Source organism: Bacillus thermotolerans, assembly GCF_000812025.2.
GTDB classification, from domain to species: Bacteria; Bacillota; Bacilli; order Bacillales; family Domibacillaceae; genus Quasibacillus; species Quasibacillus thermotolerans.
This window is the reverse complement of record NZ_JWJE02000022.1, coordinates 1-22,170: the sequence shown is the minus strand read 5'-3', so window position 1 is coordinate 22,170 and position 22,170 is coordinate 1. Positions and strand designations below refer to the sequence as shown.

Annotated in this window: 23 protein-coding genes; 14 read left to right on the top strand and 9 right to left on the bottom strand. The window is 41.5% G+C overall.

Features of this window, described 5'->3' with window-relative positions:
• Positions 1-47: 47 nt before the first annotated feature.
• From QY97_RS10140 to QY97_RS10115, 8 genes are all read left to right on the top strand, one after another.
• On the top strand, positions 48-812 hold the full coding sequence (locus tag QY97_RS10140; RefSeq protein ID WP_039235816.1) for an ABC transporter ATP-binding protein: 765 nt from the start codon (positions 48-50) through the stop codon (positions 810-812).
• Positions 787-2,652: an FtsX-like permease family protein gene (locus QY97_RS10135; RefSeq protein WP_039235813.1), complete on the top strand. Its 1,866-nt coding sequence runs from the start codon at positions 787-789 to the stop codon at positions 2,650-2,652. Before QY97_RS10140 ends, QY97_RS10135 begins: the two co-directional genes overlap by 26 nt.
• Before the next feature lie 118 nt (positions 2,653-2,770).
• Complete coding sequence (locus tag QY97_RS21140) at positions 2,771-2,857, top strand: hypothetical protein (protein WP_408606262.1); 87 nt, start codon at positions 2,771-2,773, stop codon at positions 2,855-2,857.
• A gap of 128 nt (positions 2,858-2,985) precedes the next feature.
• Positions 2,986-3,156, top strand: coding sequence for a hypothetical protein (locus QY97_RS21135; RefSeq protein WP_099098552.1), 171 nt, complete (start codon positions 2,986-2,988; stop codon positions 3,154-3,156).
• A gap of 174 nt (positions 3,157-3,330) precedes the next feature.
• The gene (locus tag QY97_RS10130) at positions 3,331-3,651 is read left to right on the top strand and encodes a PepSY domain-containing protein (RefSeq protein WP_052717138.1); all 321 of its coding nucleotides are present in this window, start codon (positions 3,331-3,333) and stop codon (positions 3,649-3,651) included.
• Between the two features lie 257 nt (positions 3,652-3,908).
• Positions 3,909-5,006: a LytTR family transcriptional regulator DNA-binding domain-containing protein gene (locus tag QY97_RS10125; protein ID WP_039235810.1), complete on the top strand. Its 1,098-nt coding sequence runs from the start codon at positions 3,909-3,911 to the stop codon at positions 5,004-5,006.
• A 162-nt stretch (positions 5,007-5,168) separates the two neighbouring features.
• A complete protein-coding gene (locus tag QY97_RS10120; protein ID WP_039235807.1) occupies positions 5,169-6,014 on the top strand; it encodes an ABC transporter ATP-binding protein in 846 nt (281 codons plus the stop codon).
• Entirely contained in the window at positions 6,014-6,721 is a 708-nt protein-coding gene (locus QY97_RS10115; protein WP_039235805.1) for an ABC transporter permease, read from the top strand. The genes QY97_RS10120 and QY97_RS10115 overlap by 1 nt, the downstream gene beginning before the upstream one ends.
• 48 nt (positions 6,722-6,769) lie before the next feature.
• Here the strand turns inward: QY97_RS10115 and QY97_RS10110 are convergent, their stop codons facing one another.
• The gene (locus QY97_RS10110; protein WP_052728956.1) at positions 6,770-7,414 is read right to left on the bottom strand and encodes a hypothetical protein; all 645 of its coding nucleotides are present in this window, start codon (positions 7,412-7,414) and stop codon (positions 6,770-6,772) included.
• Between the two features lie 235 nt (positions 7,415-7,649).
• Between QY97_RS10110 and QY97_RS10105 the strand changes: the two genes are divergently transcribed.
• The 5 genes from QY97_RS10105 to QY97_RS10085 all read left to right on the top strand — a co-directional run bounded on the left by QY97_RS10105 (position 7,650) and on the right by QY97_RS10085 (position 10,979).
• Positions 7,650-8,063: a PH domain-containing protein gene (locus QY97_RS10105; RefSeq protein ID WP_039235799.1), complete on the top strand. Its 414-nt coding sequence runs from the start codon at positions 7,650-7,652 to the stop codon at positions 8,061-8,063.
• Between the two features lie 178 nt (positions 8,064-8,241).
• Positions 8,242-8,607 (top strand): four-helix bundle copper-binding protein, encoded by a 366-nt coding sequence (locus tag QY97_RS10100; RefSeq protein ID WP_039235796.1) that lies wholly within the window; start codon positions 8,242-8,244, stop codon positions 8,605-8,607.
• Between the two features lie 296 nt (positions 8,608-8,903).
• Positions 8,904-9,335: a copper resistance CopC family protein gene (locus QY97_RS10095; protein ID WP_052725937.1), complete on the top strand. Its 432-nt coding sequence runs from the start codon at positions 8,904-8,906 to the stop codon at positions 9,333-9,335.
• Entirely contained in the window at positions 9,313-9,540 is a 228-nt protein-coding gene (locus tag QY97_RS10090) for a hypothetical protein (protein WP_039235793.1), read from the top strand. Before QY97_RS10095 ends, QY97_RS10090 begins: the two co-directional genes overlap by 23 nt.
• Before the next feature lie 698 nt (positions 9,541-10,238).
• Entirely contained in the window at positions 10,239-10,979 is a 741-nt protein-coding gene (locus tag QY97_RS10085; protein WP_039235792.1) for a phosphatase PAP2 family protein, read from the top strand.
• A 371-nt stretch (positions 10,980-11,350) separates the two neighbouring features.
• On the opposite strand, the gene QY97_RS10080 is transcribed toward QY97_RS10085, so the two are convergent.
• Positions 11,351-12,501 (bottom strand): IS3 family transposase gene (locus QY97_RS10080; protein ID WP_232506272.1). Its coding sequence is split into 2 segments (ribosomal slippage): positions 11,351-12,252 and positions 12,252-12,501, totalling 1,152 coding nucleotides; the frame shifts between segments, so codons are not numbered across the junction.
• A gap of 826 nt (positions 12,502-13,327) precedes the next feature.
• Positions 13,328-13,504, bottom strand: a complete 177-nt coding sequence (locus QY97_RS20655; RefSeq protein WP_166701715.1) for a hypothetical protein — start codon at positions 13,502-13,504, stop codon at positions 13,328-13,330.
• Between the two features lie 197 nt (positions 13,505-13,701).
• On the opposite strand from QY97_RS20655, the gene QY97_RS20650 reads away from it, so the two are divergent.
• The gene (locus tag QY97_RS20650; RefSeq protein ID WP_198402934.1) at positions 13,702-14,472 is read left to right on the top strand and encodes a hypothetical protein; all 771 of its coding nucleotides are present in this window, start codon (positions 13,702-13,704) and stop codon (positions 14,470-14,472) included.
• 183 nt (positions 14,473-14,655) lie between these two features.
• Here the strand turns inward: QY97_RS20650 and QY97_RS10065 are convergent, their stop codons facing one another.
• From QY97_RS10065 to QY97_RS10040, 6 genes are all read right to left on the bottom strand, one after another.
• The gene (locus tag QY97_RS10065; RefSeq protein ID WP_039231586.1) at positions 14,656-15,651 is read right to left on the bottom strand and encodes an LLM class flavin-dependent oxidoreductase; all 996 of its coding nucleotides are present in this window, start codon (positions 15,649-15,651) and stop codon (positions 14,656-14,658) included.
• Between the two features lie 241 nt (positions 15,652-15,892).
• The gene (locus QY97_RS10060) at positions 15,893-16,867 is read right to left on the bottom strand and encodes a tripartite tricarboxylate transporter substrate binding protein (protein WP_039231588.1); all 975 of its coding nucleotides are present in this window, start codon (positions 16,865-16,867) and stop codon (positions 15,893-15,895) included.
• Between the two features lie 13 nt (positions 16,868-16,880).
• A complete protein-coding gene (locus QY97_RS10055; protein WP_039231589.1) occupies positions 16,881-17,558 on the bottom strand; it encodes a response regulator in 678 nt (225 codons plus the stop codon).
• Between the two features lies 1 nt (position 17,559).
• Complete coding sequence (locus QY97_RS10050) at positions 17,560-19,161, bottom strand: ATP-binding protein (RefSeq protein ID WP_039231593.1); 1,602 nt, start codon at positions 19,159-19,161, stop codon at positions 17,560-17,562.
• Between the two features lie 119 nt (positions 19,162-19,280).
• Complete coding sequence (locus tag QY97_RS10045; RefSeq protein ID WP_039231596.1) at positions 19,281-20,594, bottom strand: CitMHS family transporter; 1,314 nt, start codon at positions 20,592-20,594, stop codon at positions 19,281-19,283.
• A gap of 182 nt (positions 20,595-20,776) precedes the next feature.
• Positions 20,777-21,703: an AEC family transporter gene (locus tag QY97_RS10040; protein ID WP_039231599.1), complete on the bottom strand. Its 927-nt coding sequence runs from the start codon at positions 21,701-21,703 to the stop codon at positions 20,777-20,779.
• Between the last annotated feature and the right edge of the window lie 467 nt (positions 21,704-22,170).

Sequence of the window (22,170 nt, the reverse complement as noted above, 5' to 3'; positions counted from 1 at the left end):
TATACTAGTCACAGATCAAATGAATCAAGCAGAAAGGGGATCTTGTGATGTTGGATGTCAAACGGGTCAGTAAGATTTACGAGGGGAAGGTCGCTTACCGGGCGTTAACGGATATCAACTTAACGATTGAGGACGGTGAATTCGTTGGCATTATGGGGCCGTCGGGGAGCGGAAAAACAACGTTGCTGAATTTAATTGCAACGATCGACGAACCGACGACAGGGGAAGTTTTTATCAATGGCCGTAATCCCCACGAACTGAAGAAGGATGACTTAGCGAAGTTCCGCCGCCGCGAGCTCGGCTTCGTTTTTCAGGAATTCAACCTGCTTCATACATTGACAGTTGAGGAAAATATAGTCCTCCCATTAACGCTGGATGGTACGAAAGTGAAGGAAATGAAAGCAAAGGCCGAAATTATTGCTGAAAAACTGGGAATTACAGCGATTATGAAAAAACGGACATACGAGATTTCCGGCGGGCAGGCACAGCGGGCAGCCGTGGCAAGAGCGATGATCCACACGCCGAAGCTGTTGTTGGCAGATGAGCCGACGGGGAACTTGGATTCCAAGTCCTCTCAGGATGTAATGAAAATGCTGGAAACGATTAACCAGCAGGAGCGTACCACAATGATGCTTGTTACCCATGACCCTTTAGCGGCCAGCTACTGCCACCGGGTTGTCTTTATCCGTGATGGAAGGTTCTACTCAGAAATTCACCGTGGTGATAACCGCCAAGCCTTTTTCCAAAAGATCATTGATACGCTGTCTTTACTAGGAGGGGATGCATATGACCTTTCGTCAGTTCGCGCTTAAAAATGTAACACGCAATAAAAGGTTATATGCTGCCTACTTTCTCAGCAGCATGTTTACGGTAATGGTCTTCTTCACTTTTTCCATTTTCGCTTTTCACCCTGAATTGCGAGGAGAGAGCATGAATGGCTACGTAAGCCAGGGGATGTACATTTCGGCGGGCATTATTTATATCTTTTCTTTTTTCTTTATTTTGTACTCAATGAGCTCCTTCCTGCAGTCACGGAAGAAAGAGTTTGGTTTGTTGATGATACAGGGGATGTCAATGAAGCAAATTCGCTGGCTTGTGTTTCTAGAAAATATGTTTCTTGGATTTCTCGCCACCGTCGGCGGTATCCTGATGGGTCTTGTGTTCGCAAAGGTCATTTTGCTTTTAGCGGAAAATGTGCTGATTATCGAAGAACGGCTGAACTTTTATTTGCCGGTTGAGGCGGCCCTCTTAACCTTTTTGTCGTTCATTTTGCTCTTTTTTGTTATTTCTTTGTTTATTTCTTATATTCTCCGCAGCCGGAAACTGATTGATTTAATCAAGGGAGATAAAAAATCCAAAGGGGAGCCGAAGGCGAATGTCCCTCTCACCATTACAGCTTTGATCCTGCTCGGAGCGGGTTATGCGGTTGCTTTATTGGTGGAGGGACTGATGGTTGTGGCCGTGATGGCGCCGGTCATTTTAGTTGTAACGATTGGAACGTATTTGCTGTTTACACAGCTGAGCGTGTTTATCATCCGGCGCTTAAAAAGCAAAGAAGGCTTTTTCTGGTTTAAAACGAATATGCTTCTTTTCTCTGATTTGTCCTTCCGCATGAAGGATAATGCGCGGACATTCTTTATGGTTGCAATGGTATCCACGGTGGCCTTCAGCGCTATCGGAACGCTCTTTGGCTTTCAAACATACCTTACAGCGGGCACCAAAATTACAAACCCCAATACGTTCACTTATTGGGGATATGAGTATGATGAGAAAGACATTGTGCTCATTAATAACGTGCTGCAAGATGAAGGGATAGAGACGAAGCAGGAACAAGTCACGCTTCAGTATTTTACCATCGGTGAAGATTGGATATTAATTGCGAAGGAATCAGATTTCAACCGCTTTGCCGGGCTGATCGGAGAAGAAAAGATCAACGTTCCAGACGGCCAGCTGTTCGTCGCTGAATTTGAAGGAGTGGAGTTCGGCCAGACCGAGCAATTAATGGAACAGACGATTCGGCTAGATTCGGATAAAGTCCTAAAGCCGAATGAGCTCATTTATTCACGGGCATTGCCGGCAACGGATTCGTACTATATTGTTTCCGATCATGATCACGAGCAGCTTCCTGATCCAATTGATGAAACAATCTTCCATGCTTGGCAGGCGACGGATGGGGAGGAGTCGGTTTTTGCAGCTGCTGAAAGAATCAACAATGAGCTGTCGCCGCCTCATGCTTTTACTTCAAGCGAATATGAAATGTATGAAATCAATAAAGCATATGGACCTGTCCTGTTTGTCGGACTGTTTATCGGCATCGTCTTTTTTGTCTCGGCGGGCAGTTTCCTTTACTTCCGCCTCTACAGCGATCTGGACGATGATAAACAGAAATTCCGATCCATTTCAAAAATGGGGCTTACAGACAAAGAGCTGAAGAAAGTGCTGAACAGGCAAACCATGCTGCTGTTCTTCGCGCCGATTGCTGTAGCGCTCATTCATGGAGCAGTGGCACTGACTGCCTTGTCTCATATGTTCCACTACAATTTATTTAAGGAATCGGTCATGGTTCTGAGTGTATTCTTAGCCATTCAAGTCATTTACTTTTTCATTGTACGTTTTTATTATACGAAACAGATTCAGGCGGCCATTCAATAGGGAACCGAAAGGAAGTTTCCAAAGTCGTGAATACGCTCATGCGTAAGAAAAAGGAAGCGGAAAACGAGCAAAAAAGCTTGGCGAAGCAGAACGGAAAGTTTTAGCATCCACTCAAAAAATATTGTTCACGGAATTAGCTATCTCCTTGAATACGACATATGAGGCAATTGATAAAGAGGTGAACAGATATCTTTCTAAGTCTTGATCCTCTAGGCACCTGATAAATATATTTATTAGGTGCTTTTTTCATGCTTGTCTCTCTATAGGTGCTAAAGTGCGGAAGCTCCATGATACAATAATTAGGAAGCAAGAAGAGGAGAGTGATCGATCGGTATGGAAGAGAGAAAGGAATATGATCTAACGAAGGTATATGATTACAAAGAGTATCCGGATACAGTCGCAGGTCGATGCGATAATTGTGGCCACAGCTCTTTTAAAAGCTCGATGAAGGACAATATTTTTCTCCGGGAGTGCCGAAATTGCGGAATGAAGAAGATCATTTAGTGATTTTTTCGTGAAGCCACATGAACAAGCTTGGAAAGCACTATCATCAATATTGATTAACAGTTATCATATTTGTAATGTTTTTTAATAGAATCATAACCCCTTCTTTAAATCAGCTTTACTCCTATGAAGTAAGCTGTACGTGTAGTGCTACTATATTTGGGAGGGATTCGAATGATGAAGAAGTGGAAAAAGTATATGATTCCTACAGTGGCTGCAACAGTGATTAGCGCAATATCGGCAACTCCTATGGCATCGGCCGATTCAAATGATGACTACATGGAGGAACGAAACATTCGCATTACGGCAGAAGAAAGCAAAAACATCGCACTCGAAAAAATCCCTGGAACAGTTGAAGAGGTAGAACTTGATGAGGAAGACGGCTTCTTTGTATACGAAGTGGAAGTAGAAACAAAAGATGGCAAGGAATACGAGTTCATGATTGATGCCCAAACAGGTGAAATCCTGGACTTTGAATCAGATGGTGATGATTAATTAAAAAAGAATAAAAGGTATTAAGTAGGGAAAACGCAGAGACGGAAAATCTCTGCGTTTTTTTAGCTAGGAAACTAATCCGTCTTTCTACGTTTCTGTGGTCTACATGTTGAGTAACTCAAGTTTTATTTTTAGGGGTTATGGTTTTGTGAAGCATTTGTAGTTTTAATTGAATGAAAGAAAAATTGCCAAAAATAATTAATTTTTTAATGGTAAGATATATGAAAAAAGTGAATAAATGAGAGGGAACTGAATACATGGCAATTTTGAGCATAAGACACGTAGAGAAAAGCATAGGCAACACCATCATCTTTCCAACGTTTGATTTAGATATTCGAGCTGGAGAGGTCGTAGCTGTTCAATGTAACGCAGAAGCAGGGGCGCAGCTTATCAGCATGATAATGGGAAAAGTCCCTTTATCAAACGGAGAAATCTTTTTTGGAGACCTTGCGCTTAACCAAAACTATAAAAAGCTGTCTAGTCGCTTAGGAATCTTTCTGCTAAATGATCCTCCTTACGACCGGTTGACACCTAGAGAATATCTTCGTTTTTTCAAGCAGCTATACGGCAGTAATATAGACGTGGACGGGCTTCTTCAAAGAGTCGGTTTAGCAGAGAAAAGACTGACGAAGATTAGCAAGCTGACATTTTCTGAGAAGAAACGTTTGCAGCTGGCGAAAGTGGTTCTGCACCAGCCGGATCTTGTTATTATGGAAGAACCTGACCAGAATATCGATATCGAAAGCAGGATGATCCTTCAGAAGGTATTGGAAGAAGCATCTAGAGAGGGAAAGGCCGTACTCATTACTACAAGCAATTATGAGAGCGCCCTTTCTATGACTAATCATGTCTATCGATTAAATGAAGAAGGATTAAAGAAGATAGAAGTGACAGATGAGACGGAAAAACCTGAAGGACAATATACTGACCAGGAAGCAAACGAGGAAGCAGGGGCTCCTCAAGCTGTACATAGCAAGGAGGAGACAGAGAGGTCGCCCCTCCTATCCAATAAACAGATTCGCTTTGAAAAAATACCGGCTAAAATCAATGATAAAATGATTCTTTTTGATCCCCCTGAAATTGACTTTATTGAAAGCAATGAGGGTATCTCCCACTTACATGTTAAAGGGGAAGTCTTCCCGTGTTCCATTACGTTAAATGAACTGACCGATCGGCTGCGCCCATTCGGATTTTTCCGCTGCCACCGCTCTTATATTGTGAATCTGCAAAAAGTGCGGGAAGTCATTACTTGGTCTAAGAACAGCTACAGCTTAATTCTTGAAGATGCGAAGAAAAGCTCTGTTCCTTTGTCTAAAGGAAAGTTGAACGAGCTGAAGGAAACTCTGGGCATTTGACCTTCTCTTAGCGTCCGTTGGCTGAAATTGGTCTCCATTCACCGGATAAATGTCTCCATTCATCCTTTTTCTCCCTCTTTTCATCCAGATTTAGCGGCGATGGGCTCAAAATTTAGCTACATTTGAGTCAACAAAGCAAACAAGCAAAAAGGAGACGGACGAATGGAACATGTGATTGAAGTAAGAGAACTGGCCAAGTCATTTGGAAACAAAGTCGCACTGAAAAGTATCAGTTTTGATGTGAAGAAAGGGGAAACGATTGGTTTCCTGGGACCGAGCGGATCAGGCAAGACTACTACTATTAAAATATTAACCGCTCAGCTGCATCCGACTGCTGGGGAAGCCTCCGTATTCGGAGAACCACTCGAAAAGCTGAAAGACCCTTCTTATATGAGGCGCATCGGTATTCTAACCGATAACAGTGGATTGTACGAACGGTTAACTATCTTTGATAACTTGGCGCTCTACTGTGATTTATACGGAATCAGCAAGAAGTCAAGCGATGAGGTACTGGAAGTGGTCAACTTGCAACATGATAAGAACACTCCAGTTCAGAAGCTTTCTAAAGGGATGAAACAGAGAGTAACGCTGGCACGGGCGATTGTACATAAACCTGATCTGCTTTTCCTCGATGAACCAACTTCTGCGTTAGATCCAGTGAACACTAAGCATATTCATGAAGGACTCAAACAATTAAACCGGGAGGGAACCACTATTTTTCTAACCACGCATGATATGCATGAAGCAGAAGAAATGTGTGACCGCGTCGCTTTCCTTCATAATGGTGAGATCAAGCTGTTCGATACACCGCAGAAGCTGCGAACCAGGTACGGCAGTTCATCTGTTACCGTCACGCTGAAGGGAGATCAAGTCGTGACAGTGCCAAAAGATGAGCAGGGTGCAGAAGAAATTTATCGCTACATGAAGGATGGGCAATTAGCAGCCATTCATTCTAATGAGCCAACTTTAGGGGACATATTCGTTCAATTAACGGGGAGGAATTTATGATGCAATTTTCGATAAGAAGAGTAAACGCAATCTTTAGAAAAGACTGGAAGGACCTGATGAAGAACTCTTATATTATTTTTACATTGGCGTTTCCACTTATTTTTGCGGCATGGATAGGAAGAATGGGCTCTGAAGATCCAGCCTTTCAAACGTTTCCCATTCACTTTGCTCTTGTGATCGCCGGGGCGTTTGTACAGGCTGCTATGGTTGCGGAAGAAAAGGAAAAGAACACGCTGAGAGGACTGATGCTGTCTCCGGCTAGCACGGCTGAAATCCTGGTCGGAAAGAGTGCATTAACCGCTGTATCGACGCTTGTTGTGGTTATTGGTTCAATTTTGCTTGCTGAGTATAAGGTGCCTTCCCCCCCTTTATTTATTCTAAGTATCTTGCTGGGATTAGTATTGTTTGTTACGATCGGAACCATTCTTGGGCTTCTTTCACGCACTGTGATGGAAACGACGATTGTTGGAATGCCGGTACTGGTCATCTTCGGAATGGGATCCATGTTCAAGGCCATGACGGATAACGAAATGATTATAAAAGCGGTTGATTATTTGCCGAGTGAACAATTAAATATGATCTGGATGGAATTAGACAGAGAAATGAATATAAGTGGAACCATTGATAATATATTAATCCTTTTGGCTTGGGTGGTGGTAAGCTTCGTCATTGCCGTCTTTGTATACGGTAAGCGCCGGTTTGACTAAAGAAAAAAACAGGGAACTTACGCAAATAAGTTTCCTGTTTCTATAACGTTAAATCAAATTAAATTCTTCCTTCAGCCGTTCCTCTAAATGCTCATCAATATACTCCCTGATGAACTGATCACGCTTGTCGCGATCCTCTTCTCTTCGAAAAAAACTTGCCCGTTTCATTCGTTCTTCCTCTGGCTTTTCGGCCCACAGCTTGCGGGCTTCTTCTCTTAGCAGGGTTTCGATCCGGCTGCGTGTAATCATTTCTTCAATGCGCTCTCGCCGTTCTTCCTGTGGGGATCTAGGCTCAGGCAGCCGCTTTAAAAGCTCTTCGTACTGTTCCTTTACTTCCCTATTTTGTTCTTCCACAACATCCTTAGCGATCTTTTCAAATTCCTGCTTTAAAGCGTCTGTATCGATCACTTGTGGAGTATTTGCCGTTTCTTCGCTTCGGTCAATCGCCGGTTGCCGAAGCTCAAAATGGTTAGGAAGTTCATGGAAGATCGCCTCAAGTGCCCATTTTTGATCCCGCTTGTCCTTTATGTATAAAGCCACCTTTAAGTCCAGCGAGTCGTATACTTTCTCTCCATACTCCGTCCGGCTTACAGAGTGGATATTCTTTTCCTCTAACTGTTTGAACCAGCCATCAACCGTATTTGGGTGTTTGCCTACATTTTTAGCAAAATCACTTATTTTCCAGTATTGCACAGTTATTCACCTCTCGTATGTGAATCATTAATGAAGAAGTTTATAGTTCACTTATAGAGAACATAACACATATAGACTACAATTATATTCTATCTATAGTACACATTCTGCACAAGGATGGTATTTTCCTTCAATTTTTAGTCTTTCAAATAGTGGAAGAGGAAGTTTAATATGAATCTGTGAAACCTGCCAGTTATTAAAGGCGTATTTATAAGGCGGAAAGGAGGAAAGCCCTGTGTTCTTTTCATCGAAGAGGGATATATGGCTAATGTTTATTTTTTGGCTCCTGATTTTTCTTTTTATCATTCCGCCTCTTTTTATAATGGATGCTTCTTGGATAGGAGTGCTGATTCCATTTTCAGGTGCGATCGTCATGCTGTGGATCTGGTTTAATACAGGCTATACAATCGAAGAATCGGTGATCAAAATAAATTACGGTCCAATTAAGAAATCTATCGACATTCATGAAATCAACAGCATTAGAAGCGCGAGAAATCCATTTATTGATCCAGCTTTATCTATGGACAAGATCGAAATCAATTATGCTGCATTTAAAACCATTGCTATATCCCCGAAAAATCAGGAAGAATTCGTTCACCAATTATTAAGGAAGAATCCTCATATTAGAATAGAGAGGAATAACCGATAGAGAAGTTAAGGCTGATTTTGTAGGGCACTTGTGGATAACATGTTCCATGTGGAACACATTTGTATGAGGGTGAGAGACATATTGCTCCTTAGGATAGGCTGCTGCCTAAAGCATAAGCAAGCATTTGTACATAGGCTGACATTGTGTGACTGGATTAGGAACCGAGGGAGGAAATCATATGTATGACAACATGCCTCATCCGGGAATTCAAAGCCAGCCGTCTTATGAGGAGACGGTAGAAGCTGTTCAACATTGTGAGGCCACCTGTGAATCAGTGGAGTTTTTCGTGATGCAGATGAAGGATATCCGCTGCAGGGGAGAGCAATTAAGACTGCTTAGAGATTGTGCGGATATTTGCGCGCTGACTGCTAAGTGCATGGCTCGCTGCAGCGGCTTCGCTAAGACCCTGGCTTTGGTATGTGCAGAGGTTTGCGAAGTTTGCGGACATCATTGCTTGCACCATTCGGATGATGTATCGCAAAGATGCGCTCAAATTTGCTTGCACTGTGCGCGAGAATGCCAAGCGTTCGCGGTAGGGGCATGATCTGAAAACAAAGGGGGCGAAATGAGCTGCCCTCTTTTGGTTTAGTTGTCTTGCTCGGCTGTCCTTCGGTTATCTTAATTGATGCTTAGGGCAAGCCTTCATTTTATCCAACTTTTCAATAAGATTAGAAGGGTCCAATCTGTTATAAGTTGATTAATACTCGTCTGAAAACCAGGTATTGATTTCTTTAAGGGAGTTATTCCCCTTTTCGTAAGCAAAATACTTAAAAATATTAGCGGGAATTGTATAATGGTCTTGATTGAATATTAAACGTTATATTAAGGAGGTCAAGTGTCTTGAAGAAATCACTATACATCTTATTTTTATTAACACTTACCTTCGCATCTTCTGTCTCGGCACATACTTACTTGGAAAGTTCTTCTCCTAGCGATGGAGAAACAGTAACAGAAGATCGGCAAGAAATTGTATTGAAATTTGAAACGCCTATAGAGAAGAGCAGCTCCTTCACATTGCTGTCAGAAGGTGGTGAGGAACTGCCGGTTCAGGATATTCAAGTAAATGGAGACACGTTATCAGGGAAGGCGGCTGAACCGTTAGGGAATGGGAATTACACGGTCAAATGGAGCATTATCGGAGAAGATGGGCACCTGATTAACGGAGAGTACGTATTTACCGTAGCCAAAGAGAGTGCAGCTGAAGAGAATGCCGAACCATCAAATGAGCCTGAGGAAGAAGGGCGGGAAAGTGGTAGCGGTGGCCCTTTATGAACAAGAGGTTTCGTTGTTCTTAACCGACTTAGTTAGGAATGAATGGCCACTAATAACCAGTTATGGGTGTGATCCCGAAGACTATCTTGAAGCGAGCAATCTTTTAACCGAATATAAAGAGAAACTTAGAGAGTTAGTTTCATTTTTCCCTTTAATTGAAGCGGAAAGAGCGTTTCAGGAGAGTAAAGCATTGATTTATAATTAAAAGTATATAAGAAAAGAAGGGATAGCTGATTTGGATGGCTATCCCTTCTTTTGGGTCTTATCAAACAATGGATTTGTTAACACATTTTAAATTATTAAAGTCACTAAATAACTCTGTTCGTAAAAGTACAACTACTAGTTTGTTCTTTTGAGTAGATGAAATTACTCCAAAAAAATGGTATTCAAAAATTGGAGGATTCCAAAGTAACAGTACGATGCTGGATAAGAATCCACTTTGATGGATACTTTTTAAAGTGGATTCTTTGTTATTAATCGAAAAATACAGCTTCCTAACTTGGATAATAATCTCCATAATCTGGTTAAATAGAATGGATAATTAAATTTATCGATGTTTTTTACCCATGCTTATTACCTAGGTTTTTATTTTTGCAACATATGTTCTTAGTTAGTTTCCCTTCGATTCATCAAGACAATAAAATCAAAAAATGCAGATTTCCCACATTGCAATTAAAAAATTGGACTTCTATCATTAGTTGGTTAAATAATACTTTTATGGAATAATAATATTAGATCACTAATAGAATGGCGTTAGAAGTGACTGAAGGGCTTAATGGTAATGTGTCTGTATACCAACTAGCATATACCTCGCATATTACTTTTCATGAAGTAGTCATCATAACAATACATATCTCGTTTGTAGTGGCAATGATAGCCATGTTAATAGATCGGGGGATGATTATGAGAAAAGAGAATGAAAAGAAACAAGAACAGGTAAGTAACGGAGGAATGGGGTGGGTAAATAAACATCCTGTTACCCCAGATGCAGGTGCATGGAAATCCATCAATTTCAAAGGAGGCGGTTCTTACAAAGTAGAACCGCCTCCGGACAATAATTCTGAGAAAACAAAAAAAGAATTAGAAGAGTTAAAAAAACTTACTGCTAACCTTACTGAGAACGAAATTACTTATATTAAAAAATGGGCGATCACAACAAGTGCAAATACACTTTGGCTGGAAAAGGCAGAGGAGTTAATTGGAAAGTACGGGTTGATGGGTGCAGAAGGGGCGCGTGTTCACGCGGTTCTTAATGGAGCCATTTATACAGGCTCAACCGCAACATTTCAAGCAAAATATCAATATTTACGGCCGAGACCAACAGATTTAGATCCAACGATTCAACTACCCGAAGGAATGAGTGTGCCAGTCCATCCTTCTTATCCATCAGGCCATTCAACGACGGCCTGGGTCTCCGCTTATATTTTGTCTTATTTCTTCCCGAACGAGAGAAACGAATTAGAGGAGTTAGCTGCCAGCGTAGCCCTTACAAGAGAGCAAATGGGCATTCATTTTAAAAGCGACAATGAAGCTTCCAAGAAATTAGCACAAGATATTGCAAATGATATTATCGAGCAATTGAAAAATGATCGTGCTCCAGCGAATTACACCAAAGTCAATGCAAGCGGTAATGTTGGGCATTAAAATAAATGATTAAGAAACTAATCTTACATGGTTAATTTCGGTTTATCGACAACAGGGGATCAGAATGGTTTTATTCTGATCCCCTGTTGATTTTTTCTGAAAAATTATGCATGTTAAATTTTTTAGGATGTGCTTTTTTCATTCGGAGAAGTACGCTTTTAGAAAAACAAAAGAGAAAGGGGAGATTTTTAATTTCATATGATATTTAGATAGTTTCTAAGGACCCATTCTTTATATCAAAATAGCTGTCTGCCGAGTAGACGGCTTAAAAAGTTAACTTATGATTTACTTCTTTTTGAGATACTCATTATTAGCCCCAAGAAGATTATAATGGATTTGAGTCAATAATTTGGACACAAAAAAGTTAAGTCTTAGGCTGTTCTTCTAATTTGATCCTCAATGGCTTGAGGTGTTTGATAGCCAATACTGCTGTGAATTCTCTTTCGGTTATACCAGCCTTCTATAAACTGAAATATGGCCAGCTTTGCAGCTAGGTAGTCCGTGTATTGCGTATGATAAACTTCTTCTTTCTTTAATATAGCGTGAAATGACTCTATACAGGCATTATCATAAGGACAGCCTTTCTGGCTGAAAGATTGCTTGATTCCTTGTTTTTGAACATGCTGAGTAAACTCACTGCTGGTATATTGTGAGCCAAGATCGGTATGAAGAATTAAGCCCTTTCGGGGCTTTTGAGAAAAACAGGCATTTTGAAGTGCTTCGATCACCAATTCGGATGTCATAGAACGAGAAAAAGAATAGCCAACGATTTTTTTCGAGTGCAGATCCAATACAGAGGCCAAATAGCACCAGCCATCTCTTACCGTAGGGATATAGGTAATATCCGCCACCCATTTTTCATTGATTGTGCAGGTAGAGAAGTCTCGCTTTAAAAGATTGCCCAGCTGCACAACCTTTTCCTTTGAGGGATAGGGACGATACTTCTTCTTGGTAATCGAACGGATGTCGGCCTTTTTCATTAGGCGCTGGACGCGCTTTAGGCTTAGGAAAAACCCTCTGTTTAATAAGGTTTTATGAATTTTTGGAGCGCCATAACGAGCCTTACTTTCCAGGTGAATCCGTTGGATTTCCTTCGTGAGTTCCAGGTTTTCTATTTCACGCTTTGAGGTCGTTTTTTCAAGGGAATCATAGTAGCTGCTTCTTGGCACGGCCAGTACTTCGCACATTTTCTGGATAGGGTATTGATCTTTGTGTTCCTCGATAAAATCGTTAAGCTCTGCTTCGGTTACTTTTTCGCGAATATGGCCATAGCCTTTTTTAAGATTTCTACTTCCTGTTTTAACCGAAGGTTTTCTTTCTGAATCTCAGCTAACTCTTTCGGTGTCGGGGCCCCTTTCTCCGAACTGATGGGGGTAAAGTCTTTCACCCATTTATAAATTGTTACTTCTGATACGCCATATTCGCTGCTTAACTCTTTAACTGAGCTGCCGGAATGATATAAATCCACAATTGTTTTCTTAAAGTCATCATTATATTTTTTGCCTGCAGGCTTACGTTTCAATTCGGACACATCCTCTCAAAATAATTGTAAGGACTTAATTAAACTGTGTCCATGAAACTATACTAACTCCAATAACTACAAACAGAATAATATATAATTGGGTTAATATTTTGTGGTGGTAAAAAGAGTTAAAATATAGCCTGTATAATATTTATCCAAGCATTTTTATTCATTTTTCGCTCAGTTGTATCTCTTTCCGCTTGCTGTAATATTTCATAAGAGATAGATTAAACTTTTTCTAATTAGGCAAATGCTCCTTGGTATCTTTATTCTCCTATCGCAGAGACGGTATTTATTTTCTTAATCTTTTGGCTATTATAAAACCATATCAGAGATTTCGGTTTTTAGAGCTAATTAAAACAATTTATTTTGATTCGAGGAATTGATTAAGAAATCTCAAGAGCTAAATACCGATCCGATTAGAATTGGCGACAAGGCGATGAATAAGTACCGAAATTTTAATAAAAGAAACTAAGAGCGCCTTTATCCGACAATTCCTGTGGCCGTGAAGATGGATGCAGCGGTCAAGGATACAGGTCCCTATGAATAAAAGGAGACTAACCTTATAGGATGAGACAAATAAAAAACACCTTTAAGTTAAAAAACGGGTATGGCATACCTGCGCGACAACTTAGAGGTGTTTTCTCGCGTTCTCTCAGAAAAAGACTGAATTATAAAAAAACTTCAGCGGAGCTGGTGGGCCTGAACACTTTGGTGGGATAGTGGGAAAGATAGGCACAACTGCTGTGCGAGAGGTTATAAACCTAGCTTACAAAAAAGATTAGCCACTTGATCAAGTGGCTAATCTATCCTATCAATGGGCTAACTAAGCCTCTTCTTTTTTAGCTTTTGCAGCAAAATAAGCAGCTAATAATAAAGATACTAATCCTCCAATCCATCCAATGGAAGGGAAGTACTCATATGTATTTTTTAGTAACGTGCCACACACAATAAGGATAGCTGCTAGAATACCTAACAAAATGGAATAATGGCGATAATTCATAACTTATAAAAGCCTCCTTCCTTCCGAGTGTAACATATCATTTACTATGAAACTATTGGAAAAAATACATTCAATTACATATGAACCAAAATTACCATTAATAGTTAAAATGGTACAATTATTACATATTTTGTTTACCGGTCGATTTGTTCATGATAGCATATTCGTTGACTAAATTTGTAAAAGGGGAGTTTTTAGTGATTAATCTCGGAAAGAAAGTACTATCTATCATGATGATCATGATGTTATTAGGGTTTAGCTCATTTAGCTCTAATACTAGTTATGCCCAAGAATCAGAGTTAGACCAAAAGGTAATGCAAAGCATTGAAAAGACTAAAGAGCTATCAGAGGATTTAGAGCCAGTTGAGGGGAGCCAGTCAAAAGTATACATAAAGAAATTTAAAAAGCTATTAGACAACGGTTCTATTAGTTTTCATTCGGATAACATTAACTTTGAAGATATTATGGTAGTTCAAAATAAAAAGAATAAAGAAGTTATCTTACATATCCCTCTCTTCTTTGATGAGGACCAAAATGAATTAGCTACAGTATATATTGAAAAGAATGGAAAATTAAAGTCATATATGGAGAACCATTACTCAGCCGATCAAGAGTCTCACGAAGTCAGAGTGGAGGTTTGGTCTGATAATCAAAAAGTAATGGATGATACTGTACAGCTCACAGCAGAATATTTTGAAACTGAACAAAAAACAGAAAGTAAAACAATAGCTAGTTCGTTAAATATTTTCGGTGTTGAAACAGCTAGTGCTAACTCTTTCACTGACTTTCTTAAAGGATTTAATAATTGTTTGTCGGCTCAAGGAATTGCTGCATGGGCTATTGCCGCAGCTAGCATCGCGTGTTCTGGGTTAGGGCCTGCTGGAGCATCAGCTTGTTATTATGGCTTGTCATTCCTTACTGGTGGAGTAGTAGGGTATTGCTGGACAAGCGCGAAGTATTATCTGTAATACAATTAATTTGTGAAGGCTGCCGTAAAGGCAGTCTTCTTGTTTTTCCAATCGCCTAACCATCTTAGGAATTCATGGTTTCTGATCTGTTGCAGCTTTGCAGAATAAAAAGCAGATTAAAAAGTCCTTGCCTGCTAATCAAACCGGGCAAGGACTTTTTAATTAATAAATTGACTTCAGTGCTTACATCAGTTCACGTGCCAGCAAGCGGTAGACGTTCAAGCGCTTTTCCTGAGAATGCGGAATGCTGCAGATCATGGCCTCATCAAATCCATAATGATCTTTCTCTTCCTGCAGCCGCTCTGCAATTTCCTTGGCTGATCCAACTAGGTGAAGGTTTTTCCGGTGTTCCTCGATTCTCATGCGTTCAATTTCTGTTAATGGATAATCTTGCGCTTCTTCTGGTGTTAATACTTGTCCGAGTTTCCCTCTCATTAGCCAAAGGCGGGCAATGTCATGGGGGAGGGCTTCAAATTCGGCCTCTTCCTTCGTTTCCGCTGTCGTTACCATATAAGAGACCGAAATAGTCGGCTTTTCCATAAAGGAAGACGGTTGAAACTCTTCTTTATATAGATCCAAAATGTCTTTTGTCATGTCCCCGTTGAAAAACTGAGCAAATGAGTAACCGACGCCCATGCGTCCTGCCTTCACGGCGCTGTTCCCTGTAGAGCCAAGCAGCCAGGCCTCCGGCAGGACCACCTGGGATGGCGTAGCAATCGTTTTCCTATACAAATCGTGATCCGGTACTTCATCCTTAATAAGCTGCAAGGCAAACTCAAATTTTTCGTACATGTTATTCAGCATAGGCTGGCGGCCTTCCGACAAAGCGTAAATTGCATCGGTATCTCCGCCGGGAGCGCGGCCTACGCCAAAATCAATCCGGCCGGGCGAGTAGGCGCTAAGCGTCTTGAATACCTCCGCCAGCTTTAATGGTGAATAATGCATCATCATGACACCGCCTGTGCCAATTCGAATGTTTTTAGTTTTGGCTGCGAGATGGGCAGCTGATACCTCAGGGGCCGAACTGGCGTAAGCTCCTGTACTATGATGCTCGGCCATCCACATGCGCCGATAGCCTAATTCATCCGCTAATATGGCAAGTTCCTCCGCTTTTTTTAAAGCCTCTGCAGGAGAATTACCTTTAGTGATTGGTGCTTGGTCTAGTACGCTTAACTTCATAAATATCTTTCTCCTTTCTTGCTGTAAAGACGATCTCTCGCTATACTGTCCTGCTCTTTTGTTTATTTTCCCTCAAGGAAGCATACAAACAATGCCGTTATACCTTAAATCTTTTTCTTTCTTGTTATTCTACACTTAAGTTCGCTTTTTTTGATTGCTGGCGCTTTTGCGCTATTAAAGAAAGGGAAGACAAAGAACCCGTCATCTTTTTGAATGCATAGAGATGACGGGTTCTTTCCAGTTAATTGGTCTGATTCCTCATTAATTCTTCGTAAAGCTGACTTTGTTCCTCTAGAAAGGCCGCTGTTTCATCACTGTTTTTATAGAGTGATGTCCAGTGATGGCCTCGTAGGAATCGTCGCCACTGCTCCGTTTGGGTCATTTTTTGAAAAGCCTGGTCCCAATACTTGATTTCCGCTTTCGTCATGTTCGGGGGTCCCATCACACCGCGCCAATGCTGGAATACTAAGTCGATGCCTTGCTCGGTCCAAGTGGGTACGTCAGGCATCTCCTTCGAACGTTCAGGGGAGGAGACAGCGAGCACTTTCACGTTCCCTGATTCATAAAAGGCTTTCGCCTCAGATAACGGCATCGTCGCTGCATCGACCTCTTTCGCCAGCAGCGCATCCACCACCAAGCTGCTGTTTTCATAAACAAAAAAGTTCAGTTCCTGCGGGGGAATGCCTGAATTCTGGCTTGCTAAAACAAAAGAGAGTTGGTCATCGTTGCCGAGTTTTGGTGATACACCAATTTTGTACTGGTGAACATTTTTCTTCAGCGCCTCCATTAACTCTTTTGCACTGTTGATCGCTGAATCCTCTGGAACAATGGTGACGATCCATTCGGTTGAGAGTGTTGCAAGCGGGGTGAAGTCCTGATAGGTAAGCTGGCTTTCTCCTAATAAATAACTCGTTAAAATCAAGCTTGAATTCATCGCAAGCACATTTTCCTGCTGCTCTTTAACATGCTTCCAGCCACGCTCTCCGCCTGCGCCAATAATATTGATCACTTGAACAGGCTCTTCAATGATTCCTTGTTTATTCAGCGTTTTTTGCATTGCTCTGGCGGTTAAGTCCCAGCTGCCACCTGGGGAACTCGGGGCCACGAAAGTAATTTCACCTTCTACCGCCTTGCTGTCTGTAGCCGGTTTGTTTGCTGAGCAGCCCATCAGCGCAGCGAAAAGGAGGAGAGCCAGCAGAAATATCCTTTTACACATAGCTGAACTCCTTTTACTTAATGAGAAAGTATTTTCTTTCAGGTCTTCCGATAATTCCGTAATCGTAATCTGCTTTACAGAAGTTAATCGAGACTAAATATTCAAGGTATCGGCGGGCGGTCGTCCGGGAAGCTCCCATTTTCTCTGCCATCCCGACGATTGAAATGCCGCCTTTCTGGTCGGCCATGATCTCTTTTACTTTTGACAAGGTGAAGCGATCGACTCCAGGCGGCAAGTCATTTTGGCGGGCATCTTCTTCTTTTTCATTACCGAAGTACTGGTCAATCAATGACTGATTGACTTCACTGTGCTCGCTCAGCATTTGTTTCTTCTTTTTATAACGAGCGATGGATTCAATAAACTTTTCCATCGTAACAGGTTTTAGCAAATAATCTTTGACGCCGTATTGCAGCGCTGTCTCCAGCATGTGTTTTTCGTTAGCGGCGGTAATCATAATGACGTCAATGGCAGGGTACAGCCTTTTGACTTTTGCTAATAAATCTGTCCCGAGCTCGTCAGGTATATAGATATCCAATAGAAGCAAGTCGACTTGTTCTCTCGCTAATATGTCGAGTGCTTCCTTTGCGTTCAGCGCTTTTCCCGCTAATTCCACACCTTCGATTTTCTGCAGGAATTGCTCCTGCACCTGTGCAATGCGAAAGTCATCTTCTACAATGACCACCTTCAACATGTTAATCTACCCCCTGGTTGTTTTTTACCTCTTTAGGAAGATAAATAGTAAAAATGGTTCCTCCCTGTGGATTCGGGCTGATTTCCATCGTTCCTTCCAAGCTGTCCACCATTTCTTTAACATTAAAGAGCCCGTAGCCTCTGTTCGTGCCTTTAGAAGAGTATCCTTTAATAAATAAGGAGTCGATCTCCTCATCGGGGATGCCTGTCCCGCTGTCCATGACCTCGATAATAATATCGTTGCCAATATCCGTTATATAAAAGGTCACATGCTTTACCGCCTGGTGCTGCACAGCTTCAAAGGCATTATCAAGAATGTTTCCAATAATCGTCACCATGTGGGAAACCGTTATGCGGGAAGGCAATGGGCCGACAGAGCTTTCGGGGTCAATATCAAAAGTGATTTTCTTTTCTGATGCTTTGCTGATCTTTCCGAGTAAAATCGCTTGTACGTTGGCATCCTGAACCTGCGTAAATAATATGTGGTTTTGTGTGTGGTGAACCTTGGACTCCTGCTGGATATATTCATACGCTTCTTTATACTGGCCCAGCTGAAGTAATCCTGATAACAGATAGAGCTTATTCGTGAATTCATGGGTTTGAGCCCGCAGGCCCTCTGAATAATCTTTGACCTCTGACAAGGTGTCCATCAGGTTTTTTAATTCCGTCTTATCTTTAAAGCTGGCAACTGCTCCGGCTACCTTACCATTCTCGAAAATCGGAATAATACTAAAGATGAAGACTTTCTCCTTGATCCCAATTTCAATATCCGTAATCGGCTGGCCTGATTTCAGCACATCCATCATATTAAGATCAGGAATAACCTGCTGGATCGGCTGCCCGGTGATTGCTGCCGTCAGTCCCAGCATATCTCTCGCTGAATGGTTAATGAGGGTCAGCATGCCGCGGTCATCAAAGGCGATAATTCCTTCTTTGATGGATAAAAGAATGGCGTTCCTTTCTCGGTAAAGGGAAGCGATTTCGTGCGGCTCAAGACCGAGCGTATCTTTCCGGATGCTCTTTGTCAGGAAAATACCCCCGATGATTCCCAGTGCTAATACAGCTAAGGAGAAGAAAATGATTCTCTGTATCTGCTTGTAAATACTGCTGAAAATGTCCTTTTCTAAAAACTTGACCATGACGGTTCCAATGACCTGGCTGTAATCTCCATTGTCTGTGACGATAGGGACGACTCCGATAAGTGCAGGCCCGTCATGGCTATCTATTTCAATCGCATAGGAACCGCCAAACACAAGCGCCCGGAAACTCGCTCGCTCAAAATTCTTCTGGCCGATTAATTCGGGTGCTGAATAGGAGTAAACGATCTCCTTTCGGTTAGTAATGATAATGTCCGCCGCCTCAATTTGGTCGATGAGCTGAACGGCGATTGAATGAACCTTGTCGGTTGAATTACTCGTTTCTACTATATTAATGATTTCTGGCATAAGGGAAATCGAACTGGCTGACTGCCGGGCAATTTCCCCTACATGCCGTTTCGTTTCTGTTGCTTGCAGGTATGAAAAAATACCGGCAAGAAGAATGATAATAAGAAGAATTAAGGTACTGATTAAGCCTAATATTTTTGTTTTTAATGAGGTTTTCATAGAAATTCCTGATCAACACCCTTATTTACCATCATACTGTTCTTGCCTTGACAAATAAAGCTAGTCTGAGCATGGAAAAATAGCTAGAGCAGGTACTCTAGCTATTTTAAGTATGGTCATTAAATTGTTATAACCCCGAGAATTAAAGCCACAATTAGCATGGCTATACATACTCCTGCCGCGGGCAGCATTGTGAAGCGTTGGAACTTCCCGAAGTCCACCTTCGACATACCGACAAGCAGGTAGGTAGAAGCGACAAGCGGGCTTAATAAGTGTACAGGTTGTCCGATCAAGGACGCGCGGGCGATCACTTCTGGCGCAATACCGTAGTTCGCAGCAGTTTCAGCAATGATCGGGATCATACCAAAGTAGAATGCATCATTAGACATAAAGAAGGTAAACGGCATGCTGATAATAGCAGTAATGATTGGCAGGTAAGGCCCCAGGGCATCTGGGATAACCGCTACCAGGCTGTTAGCCATTGCATCGACCATACCTGTGCCGGATAGGATGCCTGTGAATGTTCCAGCGGCAAAAACAAGTGAAACAACAGCCAGAACGTTTCCAGCATGTGCTTGAAGGCGCTGCTTCTGCTGGTCTAAATTCGGATAATTAATAACGACCGCTATCGCAAATCCGATCATGAATAAAGCAGGAAGCGGCAGAACTCCGATGATTAGAGCTGCCATCAAAGCAACCGTTAAGGCAAAGTTCACCCATAGTAAATGCGGACGTTTAATGTCTTCTGAGTACTCTGCAGCAGCAGCCATTTCTCTTTCAGCCAGCGTTTGCTGGTTTGACAGGTCACTTAGTTTAAGAACACCGACGCGCTTGCGCTCTCTCTTTCCGAACACGTAAGCAACAAAGAGAACAAATATTGCACCGCCGATCATGGCAGGAATCATTGGAACGAACACATCATGCATATCTAAACTGAGGGCGCTTACAACCCGCGCTGTCGGGCCGCCCCATGGAGTCAGATTGGTAACTCCTACGGACATAATGGCGATCGCTGGCAACATGAGCGGATTCATCTTTAACCGCTTATAGAGCGGGTACATAGCTGAAATCGTAATCATGTAAGTCGTTGTTCCATCTCCGTCAAGAGAAACCATTAAAGCTAATACCGCTGTACCGATAGCGATTTTTACGGGATCTCCTTTGACAAACTTTAATACTTTATCGACAATCGGATCAAACAGCCCGGCATCGATCATAATTCCAAAATACAAAATAGCGAACATCAGCATGACGCCGGTTGGAGCCAACTGCCCGACTCCGTCAATTATCATAGTTCCTAGCTCGGAGGAAAACCCTCCAATTATAGCAAACACCACTGGTACTATAATTAAAGCGATCAGAGCCGATAGTCGGCCTGTCATGATCAAGAACATAAATACAAATACCATTAAATAACCTAATATCGCTAACATATTTACCACCTCTTTTTTTGGATACGCTTTCATTACTGATGAATGGATTAATTGATATTCATCCTAATCAAAATTTTGAACGTGGTAAATATTTTGAATTTTTAATTTCTATAAAACTTTTCGTGCGTTTTCATCCATATATAACATTGTGTTCATTTTGTTCATGAAATGAATTAGCAGGCTTAAAAGATGACTTTAGCTAAATAGACGACTAGCGTAACGGTTAGACTGCTTAGCAAAGTCGAGACGATCACCGCTTGGGCGGCGTATTCAGGATGGTTATCGTACTCCAAGGCGAATTGAGCACTGTTTCTTGAGGACGGAAATGAACTTGCGATAAAAAGTGCCTGGGCTACTGTTCCCTCCAAATCGAATGTGAAAATAATGAGCAGGGCGAGTGTAGGTGACAGCAATAAACGGCCAATAAGACTTAATACAAGCGGTAAGGAAAGCTCTGTCAGCTTAAGAAACGCGCTTTGGGCGCCCAATGTAATCAGGGCAACAGCAAGAAAGGCATTGTCGATGCTTTCTATCGGATTCAACAGGAAGAAGGGCAGCTCCACATTCAGCCAGTTTAGAAGAAGTCCTAAAAGCAAAGCGTAAATCACTGGAATCTTAAAGAAAGTTTTTAAAACGTCCTTCAAGCTGGTGGAGTGGCCGGACACTGAATTCATCAGTCCGTATGTATATGTCAGCAGGTTTTGCAGCGTCATAATGATAATGTGTACGGAAAGGCCGATTGGCTGGTTGTGAAAGACAAGCTGGCTGACGGGCAAGCCGAAGTTCCCGGAGTTATTGAGGACAACACTGTTTTTAAAAGTGGCTGAAAGTCCTGTATCAAATTTGGCGATCTTCGACACGATATGGACGATTCCGATTAACAACAAGCTTTGGATGATCCAAAAGCCTACAATAGATCCCAATACATCACTGCTAATATGGCTTTCGTATAGATTAGTAAATGCTACAGCGGGAAGCAGTAAATACGTGAGCAATTTTGACAAGGTGCCCAGATTGAACGTAAAGGTACGGTGCAAAAAGGCGCCTGCAGCAATCAAGATGAATACAGGAAGTATGACATCCAAAATAATCGATAGTAAAAGCTCCATGGTGATTCCCTCCAAATGGTAAATGTAAAGTTGAGTAAATAGTAAACACAATTTATTAAAAAAAAGCTAGACTTTTTTGAGAGGTAATCTTTCTTCTGGGACACTTTTTATCTTGTATTCTACTTTTTTCTTAAAGGTTGTTGACTTTGTATCTTACAAAATGTTATATTAGTATTCGTCGCCGAGAGAAATGGCGCTGAAATAAAAGTAAGAAAGAAAATCACATAAAAGTGATTGACTTTGTTTTCTAGACGTGATATGATTATTTAGCTGTCAGAGAAAACAGCGTTTTGAAAAAGAAACAAAAAAAGATGTTGACTTCGATCTTTGAAATGTGATAAGATATGAAAGTTGACTCTTGAAAAAGAAAAGCAACATTGATCTTTGAAAACTGAACAAAATACATGCCAGTTAATTCTTGATTTATTTATTTTATGAGCAATCAAACATCTTTTTGGAGAGTTTGA

What these genes read in the sequence shown, in the direction of transcription:
- QY97_RS20655 (WP_166701715.1), bottom strand. Translation starts at nt 13,504, where the DNA reads ATGAATTATCGCCATTATTCCATTTTGTTAGGTATTCTAGCAGCTATC.
- QY97_RS21135 (WP_099098552.1), top strand. Translation starts at nt 2,986, where the DNA reads ATGGAAGAGAGAAAGGAATATGATCTAACGAAGGTATATGATTACAAA.
- QY97_RS10065 (WP_039231586.1), bottom strand. Translation starts at nt 15,651, where the DNA reads ATGAAGTTAAGCGTACTAGACCAAGCACCAATCACTAAAGGTAATTCT.
- QY97_RS10135 (WP_039235813.1), top strand. Translation starts at nt 787, where the DNA reads ATGACCTTTCGTCAGTTCGCGCTTAAAAATGTAACACGCAATAAAAGG.
- QY97_RS10045 (WP_039231596.1), bottom strand. Translation starts at nt 20,594, where the DNA reads ATGTTAGCGATATTAGGTTATTTAATGGTATTTGTATTTATGTTCTTG.
- QY97_RS10140 (WP_039235816.1), top strand. Translation starts at nt 48, where the DNA reads ATGTTGGATGTCAAACGGGTCAGTAAGATTTACGAGGGGAAGGTCGCT.
- QY97_RS10100 (WP_039235796.1), top strand. Translation starts at nt 8,242, where the DNA reads ATGTATGACAACATGCCTCATCCGGGAATTCAAAGCCAGCCGTCTTAT.
- QY97_RS10125 (WP_039235810.1), top strand. Translation starts at nt 3,909, where the DNA reads ATGGCAATTTTGAGCATAAGACACGTAGAGAAAAGCATAGGCAACACC.
- QY97_RS10050 (WP_039231593.1), bottom strand. Translation starts at nt 19,161, where the DNA reads ATGAAAACCTCATTAAAAACAAAAATATTAGGCTTAATCAGTACCTTA.
- QY97_RS10085 (WP_039235792.1), top strand. Translation starts at nt 10,239, where the DNA reads ATGAGAAAAGAGAATGAAAAGAAACAAGAACAGGTAAGTAACGGAGGA.
- QY97_RS10115 (WP_039235805.1), top strand. Translation starts at nt 6,014, where the DNA reads ATGCAATTTTCGATAAGAAGAGTAAACGCAATCTTTAGAAAAGACTGG.
- QY97_RS10040 (WP_039231599.1), bottom strand. Translation starts at nt 21,703, where the DNA reads ATGGAGCTTTTACTATCGATTATTTTGGATGTCATACTTCCTGTATTC.
- QY97_RS10130 (WP_052717138.1), top strand. Translation starts at nt 3,331, where the DNA reads ATGATGAAGAAGTGGAAAAAGTATATGATTCCTACAGTGGCTGCAACA.
- QY97_RS10120 (WP_039235807.1), top strand. Translation starts at nt 5,169, where the DNA reads ATGGAACATGTGATTGAAGTAAGAGAACTGGCCAAGTCATTTGGAAAC.
- QY97_RS10060 (WP_039231588.1), bottom strand. Translation starts at nt 16,867, where the DNA reads ATGTGTAAAAGGATATTTCTGCTGGCTCTCCTCCTTTTCGCTGCGCTG.
- QY97_RS10055 (WP_039231589.1), bottom strand. Translation starts at nt 17,558, where the DNA reads ATGTTGAAGGTGGTCATTGTAGAAGATGACTTTCGCATTGCACAGGTG.